Origin of the sequence: Pseudomonas sp. NFACC02 (assembly GCF_900110765.1) — a bacterium.
In the GTDB taxonomy this organism is placed as follows: domain Bacteria; phylum Pseudomonadota; class Gammaproteobacteria; order Pseudomonadales; family Pseudomonadaceae; genus Aquipseudomonas.
Map to the genome: position 1 here is coordinate 56,270 of NZ_FOEO01000028.1, position 11,130 is coordinate 67,399.

13 protein-coding genes are annotated in these 11,130 nt (G+C 61.8%); 12 read left to right on the forward strand and 1 reads right to left on the reverse strand.

The window, feature by feature from the left end; translation table 11 throughout:
• Position 1 precedes the first annotated feature (1 nt).
• From ribD to BMY73_RS20115, 11 genes are all read left to right on the forward strand, one after another.
• Positions 2-1,141, forward strand: a complete 1,140-nt coding sequence (gene ribD, locus BMY73_RS20065; RefSeq protein WP_175500220.1) for a bifunctional diaminohydroxyphosphoribosylaminopyrimidine deaminase/5-amino-6-(5-phosphoribosylamino)uracil reductase RibD — start codon at positions 2-4, stop codon at positions 1,139-1,141.
• A gap of 46 nt (positions 1,142-1,187) precedes the next feature.
• On the forward strand, positions 1,188-1,859 hold the full coding sequence (locus BMY73_RS20070) for a riboflavin synthase (RefSeq protein ID WP_062384719.1): 672 nt from the start codon (positions 1,188-1,190) through the stop codon (positions 1,857-1,859).
• Between the two features lie 17 nt (positions 1,860-1,876).
• Positions 1,877-2,968 (forward strand): bifunctional 3,4-dihydroxy-2-butanone-4-phosphate synthase/GTP cyclohydrolase II, encoded by a 1,092-nt coding sequence (gene ribBA, locus BMY73_RS20075; protein WP_062384730.1) that lies wholly within the window; start codon positions 1,877-1,879, stop codon positions 2,966-2,968.
• 143 nt (positions 2,969-3,111) lie between these two features.
• Positions 3,112-3,588: a 6,7-dimethyl-8-ribityllumazine synthase gene (ribE, locus tag BMY73_RS20080; RefSeq protein ID WP_062384733.1), complete on the forward strand. Its 477-nt coding sequence runs from the start codon at positions 3,112-3,114 to the stop codon at positions 3,586-3,588.
• A complete protein-coding gene (gene nusB, locus BMY73_RS20085) occupies positions 3,585-4,085 on the forward strand; it encodes a transcription antitermination factor NusB (protein ID WP_062384736.1) in 501 nt (166 codons plus the stop codon). The genes ribE and nusB overlap by 4 nt, the downstream gene beginning before the upstream one ends.
• Positions 4,086-4,125: 40 nt before the next feature.
• Positions 4,126-5,091, forward strand: a complete 966-nt coding sequence (thiL, locus tag BMY73_RS20090; protein WP_092409206.1) for a thiamine-phosphate kinase — start codon at positions 4,126-4,128, stop codon at positions 5,089-5,091.
• Positions 5,088-5,597, forward strand: coding sequence for a phosphatidylglycerophosphatase A family protein (locus BMY73_RS20095; protein ID WP_062384742.1), 510 nt, complete (start codon positions 5,088-5,090; stop codon positions 5,595-5,597). Before thiL ends, BMY73_RS20095 begins: the two co-directional genes overlap by 4 nt.
• Before the next feature lie 58 nt (positions 5,598-5,655).
• On the forward strand, positions 5,656-6,414 hold the full coding sequence (locus tag BMY73_RS20100) for an ABC transporter substrate-binding protein (protein WP_371914991.1): 759 nt from the start codon (positions 5,656-5,658) through the stop codon (positions 6,412-6,414).
• A 98-nt stretch (positions 6,415-6,512) separates the two neighbouring features.
• The gene (ribA, locus tag BMY73_RS20105; protein ID WP_062384745.1) at positions 6,513-7,130 is read left to right on the forward strand and encodes a GTP cyclohydrolase II; all 618 of its coding nucleotides are present in this window, start codon (positions 6,513-6,515) and stop codon (positions 7,128-7,130) included.
• Entirely contained in the window at positions 7,127-7,552 is a 426-nt protein-coding gene (locus BMY73_RS20110) for a hypothetical protein (protein ID WP_062384748.1), read from the forward strand. The genes ribA and BMY73_RS20110 overlap by 4 nt, the downstream gene beginning before the upstream one ends.
• Positions 7,552-8,349, forward strand: a complete 798-nt coding sequence (locus BMY73_RS20115; protein ID WP_092409210.1) for a cobalamin-binding protein — start codon at positions 7,552-7,554, stop codon at positions 8,347-8,349. The genes BMY73_RS20110 and BMY73_RS20115 overlap by 1 nt, the downstream gene beginning before the upstream one ends.
• 469 nt (positions 8,350-8,818) lie before the next feature.
• Here BMY73_RS20115 and BMY73_RS20120 read toward each other — a convergent pair whose 3' ends face one another.
• Positions 8,819-10,702, reverse strand: a complete 1,884-nt coding sequence (locus tag BMY73_RS20120; RefSeq protein WP_092409212.1) for a TonB-dependent receptor domain-containing protein — start codon at positions 10,700-10,702, stop codon at positions 8,819-8,821.
• A gap of 211 nt (positions 10,703-10,913) precedes the next feature.
• Between BMY73_RS20120 and BMY73_RS20125 the strand changes: the two genes are divergently transcribed.
• Positions 10,914-11,130, forward strand: a 217-nt coding sequence (locus BMY73_RS20125; RefSeq protein WP_139214257.1) for a DUF4372 domain-containing protein, incomplete at its 3' end; no start/stop codon positions are given.

Here is an 11,130-nt window from a genome sequence, read left to right on the forward strand (position 1 = left end):
CATGTCTCCGACAGAGCAAAGCGTGCTCGACGCCGCGTATATGGCACGAGCGCTGGAACTGGCGCGCAAGGGCGTCTACTCGACGCACCCTAATCCACGGGTGGGTTGCGTGATCGTGCGAGACGGCGAAGTGGTCGGCGAGGGTTGGCATGTCCGCGCAGGCGAGCCCCACGCCGAAGTCCATGCGCTGCATCAGGCCGGTGACAAGGCCAAAGGCGCAACCGCCTACGTCACCCTCGAACCCTGCAGCCATCACGGACGCACGCCGCCTTGTGCCGACGCTTTGGTTAACGCAGGTGTGGCGCGTGTGGTCGCGGCGATGCAAGACCCCAATCCCGATGTCGCCGGACGCGGCCTGCTGCGTTTGATGAGCGCCGGTATCGCCGTTCAGAGTGGCGTGCTGGAAGGTGAAGCGCGTGCACTCAACAAAGGCTTTCTCAAGCGCATGGAGCATGGCCTGCCGTATGTGCGGGTGAAGCTGGCGATGAGTCTGGACGGTCGCACGGCCATGGCCAGCGGCGAGAGCAAGTGGATCACCGGCCCTGAGGCCCGGTCTGCGGTGCAGCGTCTGCGTGCCCAGTCAAGCGTGGTGCTGACGGGCGCCGATACGGTGCTGGCCGACCATGCGCGTCTGACGGTTCGTCCTGACGAGCTGGGCCTTAATGCCGAACTGACGGCGCTTGCCGTGACACGGCCGCCCCTGCGCGTGCTGATCGACGGGCGCTTGCGTGTGCCGCTCGATGCTCCGTTTTTCAAGGCGGGCAATGCCCTTGTCGTGACCTGTGCAGCCGCCTCGGCGCGCGAGCGTTATCACGAAGAAGGCCATGAAATGCTGGCGTTGGCGAGCAGCGGCGGTCATGTCGATCTGCGCAAGCTGTTGGTCGAGCTGGCGTCCCGTGGCGTCAACGACGTGCTGGTCGAAGCAGGTCCAAAGCTTGCCGGTGCGTTCACCCGACTGGGCCTGGTCGACGAATTCCAGATTTTTGTCGCCGGCAAGTTCATGGGGTCGTCAGCGCGTCCTTTGTTGGACCTGCCATTGGCGCAGATGAGCGAAGCGCTCGAGCTCAAGATCATCGAAATGCGCGCTGTGGGCAATGACTGGCGAGTCATCGCAATACCAACACCGAGCGCGAGCGTATAATTTTCGGCCATCGTATCAACGCTGGCCCTGTTCTCCCGGAGGACCCATGTTTACCGGCATTATCGAATCCATCGGCAGCATCCGCGCCATTACGCCTAAAGGCGGCGACGTCCGCGTTTATGTAGAGACCGGCAAACTCGACCTCTCCGACGTCAAACTCGGTGACAGCATTGCCGTCAACGGTGTCTGCCTGACCGCCGTCGAATTGCCAGGCGATGGCTTCTGGGCCGACGTCAGCCGTGAAACCCTGGACGTCACGGCGTTCGTGGACTTGAAGACCGGCAGTCGCGTCAACCTGGAAAAAGCCCTGACCCCGACCACTCGCCTGGGCGGCCATCTGGTCAGCGGCCACGTCGACGGTGTCGGTGAAGTGCTGTCCCGCGAAGAAAACGCCAGGGCGATCCAGTTCCGCATGCGCGCGCCTCGTGAGCTGGCCAAGTACATCTCGCACAAGGGTTCCATCACCGTCGACGGCACCAGCCTGACCGTGAACGCCGTGAATGGCGCCGAGTTCGAGCTGACCATCGTGCCGCACACCCTGGCTGAAACCATCATGGGCGACTACCGCCCCGGCCGTAAGATCAATCTGGAGGTCGATCTGCTGGCGCGTTACCTGGAGCGTCTGCTGCTCGGTGACAAGGCCGCCGACCCGACGCCCGCCCAGGGCGGCACCATCACTGAAAGCTTTCTGGCCGCCAACGGCTACCTCAAATCCTGAATTGAAGGGGGTGCCGCGTGGCGCTCAACAGCATCGAAGAACTGGTTGAAGACATTCGCCAAGGCAAGATGGTCATCCTCATGGATGACGAAGACCGCGAAAACGAAGGCGATCTGATCATGGCCTCCGAGTGCGTCAAGGCCGAGCACATCAACTTCATGGCGCGTTACGCCCGCGGCCTGATCTGCATGCCGATGACCCGCGAGCGCTGCGAAACCCTGAAGCTGCCGTTGATGGCGCCGCGTAACGGGTCGGGCTTCGGCACCAAGTTCACGGTTTCCATCGAGGCCGCCGAAGGCGTGACCACCGGTATTTCCGCGGCCGACCGTGCGCGTACCGTCCAGGCCGCTGCAGCCAAGGACGCCAAGGCGGACGATATTGTCAGCCCGGGCCACATTTTCCCGCTGATGGCTCAGGCGGGCGGCGTGCTGTCCCGCGCCGGTCATACCGAAGCGGCCTGCGACCTGGCGCGCATGGCCGGTTTCGAGCCGACCGGCGTGATCTGCGAAGTGATGAACGACGACGGCACCATGTCCCGGCGTACTGAACTCGAGGCCTTCGCGGCCGAGCACAACATCAAAATCGGCACCATCGCCGACCTGATCCATTACCGGATGATCCATGAGCGTACCGTTCAGCGGATTGCCGAGCAGCCGCTGGACAGCGAACTGGGCCAGTTCAACCTGGTGACCTACCGTGATTCGGTCGAGGGCGACGTCCACCTGGCGCTGACGCTGGGCAAGGTCTGCGCGGAAGAGCCGACGCTGGTGCGTGTGCACAACATGGACCCGCTGCGTGACTTGTTGATGGTCAAGCAGCCCGGCCGCTGGAGCCTGCGCGCCGCCATGACGGCCGTTGCAGAGGCTGGCAGCGGTGTCGTGCTGCTGCTCGGGCACCCGCTCGATGGCGATGCCGTGCTGGCCCATGTGCGTGAAACCGCCGGGGGAGCAGCGGTCAAAACGCCGACCACTTACAGCACCGTCGGGGCCGGTTCGCAGATTCTCCGCGACCTGGGCGTACGCAAAATGCGCCTGATGAGTTCGCCAATGAAGTTCAACGCGATATCCGGTTTCGATCTGGAAGTTGTAGAATACGTGCCCTCCGAATAAAGGCCGGCAGGTCACTGGCCGTGAAAGCGTGAAGCGTTCACGGTTTTTGTTCCTGCGGTCGCCGATTCGTGGCCTAAAATCCTGAAAGCGCGCGTGGTGCGCGCTTTCTTGCTCTTTAATACGAGAACACGAGACTCAGCCGAATGACCCTGAAGACCATCGAAGGTACCTTCATCGCCCCCCAAGGCCGCTATGCCCTGGTGGTAGGCCGCTTCAACAGCTTCGTCGTGGAAAGCCTGGTGAGCGGTGCCGTTGATGCCCTGGTTCGCCATGGCGTGAGCGAAAGCGACATCACCATCATCCGCGCGCCGGGTGCTTTCGAAATCCCGCTGGTCGTGCAGAAAGTCGCTCAGCGCAGCGAATTTTCCGCGATCATCGCACTGGGCGCCGTCATTCGTGGCGGTACGCCGCACTTCGAATACGTGGCCGGTGAATGCACCAAAGGCCTGTCCCAGGTGTCCATGGAGTTCGGCGTGCCGGTCGCTTTTGGCGTACTGACCGTTGATTCCATCGAGCAAGCCATCGAACGTTCCGGCACCAAGGCCGGTAACAAAGGTGCTGAAGCTGCCCTGTCCGCCATCGAGATGGTCAGCCTGTTGGCGCAGTTGGAGGCCAAGTGATTAACGACGAAAGCGATCAGTTCAACCCGCGCGAACCTCGCCCGGCCGACGCTGGCAAACCCTCGAAGAGTGAAAAGCGCCGTGCTGCGCGCAAGCTTGCCATGCAGGCGCTCTACCAGTGGCATATGGCCAAGCAGTCGCTGAACGAGATCGAAGCCCAGTTCCGTGTCGATAACGACTTCAGTGATGTCGACGCGGCGTACTTCCGCGACATCCTGCACGGTGTGCCAGCCAAGAAAGCCGAGATCGATGTTGCACTGACGCCGTGCCTGGACATCACCATCGACGAGCTGGACCCGGTGGAACTGGCAGTCCTGCGCCTGTCTACGTGGGAGATGCTCGAGCGCATCGACGTGCCCTACCGCGTGGTCATCAACGAAGGGATCGAGCTGGCGAAAGTCTACGGTTCGACCGACGGCCACAAGTTCGTCAACGGTGTGCTCGACAAACTGGCTCCGCGTCTGCGCGAAGTCGAAGTGAAGGCTCACAAGCGCTGAGGCGTCTGGGTTTCTCCAGACTCTCAAGTGTTGCCACGCCATGGGCGAGTTCGAGCTGATCCGCAATTACTTTGCCGCTGCGCCCTGTGCGCAGCCTGGCGAAGGCGTTGCATTGGGGATTGGCGACGACTGCGCCCTGTTGTCGGTAGCGCCCGGCGAACAACTGGCGATTTCCACTGACACGCTGGTCGCCGGGGTGCATTTCCCCGACGTCTGCGACCCTTTCCTGCTGGGCCAGCGTGCGCTCGGTGTCTCTGCCAGTGATCTGGCCGCCATGGGCGCCAGCCCGCTCGCGTTTACCCTTGCTCTGACCCTGCCGGACGTTTCTGCCGACTGGCTGCAAGCGTTTGCCCGTGGTTTGAACGAGATGGCCCAGGGCTGTTCGATGCGCTTGATTGGCGGCGACACCACGCGCGGTCCGCTGAGCATGACCGTGACCGTGTTCGGCTCGGTGCCGGCGGGGCAAGCGTTGACCCGCAGTGGCGCGCGGCCCGGTGACCTGTTGTGTGTGGGTGGCCCGCTGGGCGACGGCGCCGGTGCGCTGCCGCTGGTGTTGAACCAGCGCAGTACCGAGGCGTCTACCACACAGGCCCTGCTGGCACGTTACTGGTCGCCGCAGCCGCAACTTGGGTTGGGACGGGCGTTGCGGGGGAAGGCCTCGGCCGCGCTGGACATCTCTGACGGCCTGCTCGCCGATTGTGGACATATCGCGCTCGCATCGGGCGTACGCTTGCAGGTGGAGCGTGAGCGCTTGCCGATGTCCGCCGCGCTGCTGTCGTTCCTGGGGCTTGAAGACGCACGACAGGCTGCGCTGACCGGCGGCGATGACTACGTGCTCGCGTTCACCTTGCCGCCATCGGAACTCGATAGCCTGGTGTCAGCGGGCTGGCCGGTGTCGGTGGTGGGGCGCGTGGTCGAAGGGCAGGGTGTGTCGCTTATCGATGAACAAGGACGAGACATCACTCCGTTGACGCGGGGCTACCAACATTTTCGGGAGACACGGTGACAGACCATCCTAATCAGGTCCCGGCGGAAAACGTTCCGCCCTCGGTGTGGACCAACCCTTGGCACTTCCTGGCGTTCGGCTTCGGCTCCGGCACGTTGCCCAAAGCGCCTGGTACCTGGGGCTCCATGGTCGCCGTGCCATTCATTCCACTGTGGCAGATGCTGCCAGACTGGGGCTACTGGCTGATGCTGGGGCTGACCATGCTGTTCGGCTTCTGGCTGTGCGGCAAGGTCGCCGACGATCTGCGCGTGCACGACCATGAAGGCATCGTCTGGGACGAAATGGTCGGCATGTGGATAACCTTGTGGCTGGTGCCTGAAGGCTGGGTCTGGTTGCTGGTGGGTTTTCTGGTTTTCCGTTTTTTCGACATCCTCAAACCGTGGCCGATCCACTGGATCGACAAACACGTGCACGGCGGCGTCGGCATCATGCTCGACGATGTTCTGGCCGGCGTTTTTGCATGGTTGGCGATGCAGGGTCTAGTCTGGGTGTGGGGCGTGTTATAGGAAACCACTCATGGGCCGCGTAAGGATGAAAGGGCTGCCTGGCCTGACGCTGTCAGTAATGATCGGGGTGTGGGGCGCAACGAACGAAGCCTATGCGGGCGCTGCCTCCGAAAAACCTTCTGACATTGTGCTGGTCAGCGAGCAGTGGAACGCCTACACCGAAGCCGATGGCAGTGGGTTGGGCTGGGACCTGATGCGGGAGATATTCGAACCGGCCGGGATCAAGGTGGCGTCACGCACAGAGCCTTACACTCGCGCCGTCGGTCTGGTGCAGCGTGGCGAAGCCGATGCGTGGGTCGGCGCCTACGAGCATGAGGTCGAGGGCACGCTGTATCCCAAGTGGCATTACGACACCGACGAAATCTACGCGCTGGGACTGGCGTCCAGACCGGCACCGACCTTGAAAACCCTGGGCAATTATCGTCTGGCGTGGGTTCGCGGTTACGAATACCAGCATTACCTGCCCAACGTCGTTCACTTCAACGAAGTCGCCCGGCGCGATCACATCCTTCCGATGCTCGATCATGCGCGCGCGGATCTGTACATCGACGCCAGGCCAGAGGTCAATTTCATCCTCGGGCAAACCCAAGAGCCGCAACGTTTTCGCATGACCTACCTGATGTCGATTCCATTGTTTCTGAGCTTTGCCGACAATGCACGAGGGCGTTTTCTTCGCGATGTCTTCGATGAGCGCATGGCGCAACTGGTGCGCTCCGGCAAGCTACGAGTGATTTTTACTCGCTGGCACCAGCCGTATCCGTTCGACGCTGACGATGCTGCTCAAAAAGCCGGGCCGCGGCATGATCAAACTTCCTGATCTGAATGGCCGACAATTCAGCCTAAGCGTCTGCTGGAACCTGCTGTTACAATGCCGCCTTGCGAATTTCCAGCCCCCATACTGATCAGGAGCACACGGTGCCCGTCGTATTTGTCGCGGCTTCCAAGCTGCCTACCCCTTTTGCCACTTTCAAAATGAACGGCTTTCTTGAAGAAGAAAACGGCCGTGAGCATGTTGTTCTGAGCCTTGGCGATGTATCGGATGGCGAGCCGGTGCTCGGTCGTGTGCATTCCGAATGCCTGACCGGTGATGCGCTGTTCAGCCAGCGTTGTGACTGCGGCTCACAGCTCGAAGCAGCGTTGCGCGCGATTGCGTCCGAAGGCCGTGGCGTGCTGTTGTACCTGCGCCAGGAAGGGCGCGGCATCGGCTTGATGAACAAGATCCGTGCTTACGAATTGCAGGACGGCGGTGCCGATACCGTTGAAGCGAACGAGCGTCTGGGGTTTGCCGCTGACCAGCGTGATTACGCTATCTGCCTGCCGATGCTGGAGCACCTGGGCGTGAAGTCGCTGCGGCTGATGACGAACAATCCTCGCAAGGTCAAAGCCCTGACGGACATGGGGATCAGTGTGGCTGAACGCGTGCCGCTGCACACCGGCCAAAACCCGCACAACAAACTGTACCTGGCGACCAAGGCCGGCAAGCTCGGCCATATGATGGGCAATGAGCACCAGAGCGAGGTCGATCCGGCGTGACACGGGGCAACGTGCGCCGTCGTTTGGCGCTGGCGTGGTGGCGGCAACTGGGATTGACGTTGGGGCCGCTGCTCGTTGTCTGTGTGTTTTTCGGAGGGGGTGAAGAGCCTGCCAGCCCATCGGTGTTCGCCATGCCGTTGTTCATCGCAGGCGTGGCCTCGATGTTTGTCAGCCTCAAGCCGTTCGGCGCGTACAAGCGCTCGTTGATTGCGGTGCAGAAATCACTGGATACCCCGGAAGAGCCCGCGGCCTGGCTGCGGCTTGCTGCCGATCGACGCATGGCGTTCCTGGTCGCCGGGTTGCCGGCCTGGATCGCCGCACTGGCAGTGTTCGCCGGTCTGGAGCCACTGCCCCTGGCCTTATTGGCACTGTCCAGCGTCATCCTGCTTTACCTCTATCGCATCCCTCGCCAGTTGGCCTGATGCGCCGACTCCTTGCCTGCCTGCTGTTGCTGACGGCCTGGCCCGTCAGTGCGGCTGAACGTGTTATCAGCCTGGCCCCTTCGCTGACGGAAATCGTTATTGAACTGAACGCTACCGACTTGCTGGTGGGCGTGCTTGATGGTGGGGAACGTCCTGCGCAAGTCGCCGCTTTACCGTCGGTGGGGCGCTATGGGCAGTTGCAGATGGAACAGCTGCTTTCGCTGCGCCCCGATCTGCTGTTGCTGTGGCCCGGCAGTGTCAGCATTGCCCAGCGCGATCAGTTGCAGCGGCTGGATATTCCAACCTTTGTCGCCGAGCCGCACACGCTCGATGAACTGGCCGATCAGATCGAGCAGGTAGGCGTACGTCTGGGACGTGCCGAGCGGGGGCGGCAGGTGGCGGGCGAGTTTCGTGAGCGATTGTCTGCGCTGCGTCAGCGCTACCAACGGGCGACGCCTGTCAGCGTGTTCTATCAGGTCTGGGATCAGCCGCTGTACACCGTGGGAGGAGGGCAGATCATCAGCGATGCGCTGAGTGTGTGTGGCGCGCGGAACGTGTTCGCGGACCTCACTCAGCCCGCGCCGCAGGTCAGTCTGGAGGCGATTTTGCAGCGTGACCCTGAGGTGATCCTGACGAGCGATGCCCGGTTGTTGAGCGGCTGGAACGCGTGGCCTCAGCTTAAGGCGGTCAAGAACCAGCATCTGCTGGCCGTGCCGGACAAAGGCCTGGAGCGCGCCAGCGGGCAGATGATCGATGCCGTCGCGAAGCTGTGTGAACGGCTCTCGCCCGATCGCTGAGCCGCTGCGTCGATTCTGGCCGGCACCTTGCGATGGGCCGCACCGTCTTTGACTCTGGCCGGAGGCCGTGGGAGCAAGCTTGCTCTGGGCTGCACTCGGACGATCTGCCGCGCAGCGGTAGCAAAACCAGGCGACTTGGCCGTTTCAGGCGCATCGAGTGCACAGGATTTACTGCCGCTTCGCGCCAGATCGCGGGACAAGCCACGCTCCTACGCCTACGGCAGAAGCGAATCTGTGTCGGCAGCACTGTTTTTGATTCTGGCCGAAGGCCGTGGGAGCAAGCTTGCTCGCGATCTACCGCGCAGCGGTAGTAAAACCAGGCGACTTGGCCGTTTCAGGCGCATCGAGTGCATAGGATTGGCTGCCGCTTCGCGCCAGATCGCGGGCAAGCGCGCTCCTACGCCTGCGGCAGAAGCGGATCTGTGTAGGACATCAAGCAGCCTTCGGCAGAAGCGAAGCGCATTGTCCTTTAAAACGCAGGCGTCCAGGTCACGCCGAACAGCCAGGTCCGGCCTTCCTCGCGGTATCCGTATTGGCTGCCATCAAAGCTGTACAGCGAGCGGCTGTAGTGCTTGTCCAGGGCGTTATCCAGTTTGAACTCCAGCTTGACCTCGTCGCTGGCTTTCCAGCTGCTGCGCAGTCCGACCAGTGCGTAACCGCCGATGTGCTGGGTGTTGGCTTCGTCGTTGTAACTGTCGCTGACCGCCTGCCAGCTGGCGCCGACGCCGAGGCGATTGAACTGGCGGTCCAGGTCCAGATTGACTGTTCGGCGCGCGCGGCGATTAAGCGTGTGGCCTGTATCGCGATCACGGGGATCAATGATCGACGCACCGAGTTTGCCGGTCCAGCCGAACAGTTGCTGTTCGAGCGATGCTTCGAAGCCATTAATGCGAGCCGAGGCAATGTTCTGCGGGCTGAAGTCTGCATCCAGCGCGATTGCATCTTTCAGGTCAGTGCGATACAGCGAAGCCTCCAGTTTGCTGGCGTCGCTCAGGCGGCTGCGCCATTGCAGCTCGTAGCTTTTCGAGTGCTCGGGCTTGAGATTCGGGTTACTGAAACCGGGGTAGTACAGATCGTTGAACGTCGGCGCGCGGAAACCTTCGCTGTAGGACAGCAGCACGTCGTTGGCATCGTTGAGGGGCACGGTCAGCGTGCCGCTCCAGGTGTTCTGGCTGCCAAACTGCTGATTCTGGTCATGGCGCATCCCGAGCTCGGTGGAGAAGCCGTCGCCTTTGTAGCGGTGCTGAATGAACGCCGCGCGGTTCCAGCGGCTGTCTTCGTCGAACGGCGTGCTGCTGGCCACCCGGTCCTCGTACCCATCGGCACCGAGCATCAGGCTGTTGCGCTCATCAAGGGCCAGGTCGTTTTGCCAGTTGACCGAGTCGCGATAGGTGTTGAACACGTATCGGTCGTCGCTGAGCTTGTCGAAGGTTTTCTCGCGGTTCTCGCTGTGCCCCAGTTCCAGACGGGTTTTCCACGTCGGGTTGATTCGGGCGTCCAGGTAAGTGCCCAGGCTGCTCACCTCGAAGTCGCTGTATTGCTGCTGACCCACGCTGTTGAACGTGACCGGGTCAAACAGGCCGAACGGGTTGTCGAACTCGTTCTTGCCCTTGTTATCCAGCGCGTTGAAGCCCATTTCCACGTCGTCGTTTAGCCAATGACTGAGGTTCAGGCTCATGGACTTGTTGCGGTAGGCGTCGTGGTCGTCGTCACTGGCAAACGACAGCCCCGTGCTGTCGATCCCTGCGGTTTCGTCGAGGCTGGCGCTGAGATTGAAATGCGTCTGTTCGTCGCCACCTGACAGGCCAAGGCTGTTCTGGCGCGTATTGCGGTTGCCGAAGCCTGTGTGCAACCGCGCTTGCAGTCCCTGCTCAACGCCCCGGCGGGTGAAGATCTGGATCACGCCGCCAATCGCGTCGGCCCCGTAAATGACCGAGCGCGAACCGCGCAGCACCTCCACGCGCTCGATCTGCTCGATATCCAGAAACTGCAACGCGCTGTCGCCGGAGGTGGCGTTCGCGATGCGCTGGCCATCGACCAGTACCAGGCTTTGCGCCGCCTTGGTACCGCGTATGTAGATGCCCGGCAGACTGCCACGTCCTCCACTTGGCGCCACTTGTACACCCGGCACGCGGTTGAGCAGGTCAGTGACGTTGCTCGGCTGCAGTCGCTCGATGTCATCACGGGTGAACACGGTATTGGCTGCCGTGCTGTCGTCGCGTTGCTCGACCTGGCGATTGGCGCTGATCAGGACATCAGGCAGTTTCAAGGCATTTTCGCGGTCCGGCAGGTCGGCGAAAGCCTGAGACAGGGGAAGCAGCGAGAGGGTAAACGCGAGGCGGTGCAGGTTCATGTTCGTTCGTTTCAGTGATCGTTCCCACGCTCTGCGTGGTAACGCTGCCCCGGGCGCTCCGCGTCCAGCGCAGAATGACGCGGAGCACCGTGGGGTGCATTCCCACGCAGAGCGTCACTAGTGTCCGGTAAAAACCGAAGGGGGAGCTTGCTCCCCCTTGCTGTTGGCCGCCTTCAGTCATAATCGGATTTTTCAGACTCGATTTTGACTCATGTTTTCCAGCACTTTTTTAACTCAGTTGCTCAGTGCCATCCCACGCTCTTCATTCGAGCGATCCGTCGAAGCACATCAAGCTGATCGCTACGTCAAACGCTGCACTTCCTGGCAATTGTTGGTGACGTTGGTCAGCGGCCATTTAACCCAAGCCTTGAGCCTGCGGTCCCTGGCGACTTTCTCCGAGACTCTGGCCCCGCATCGCTACCATCTCC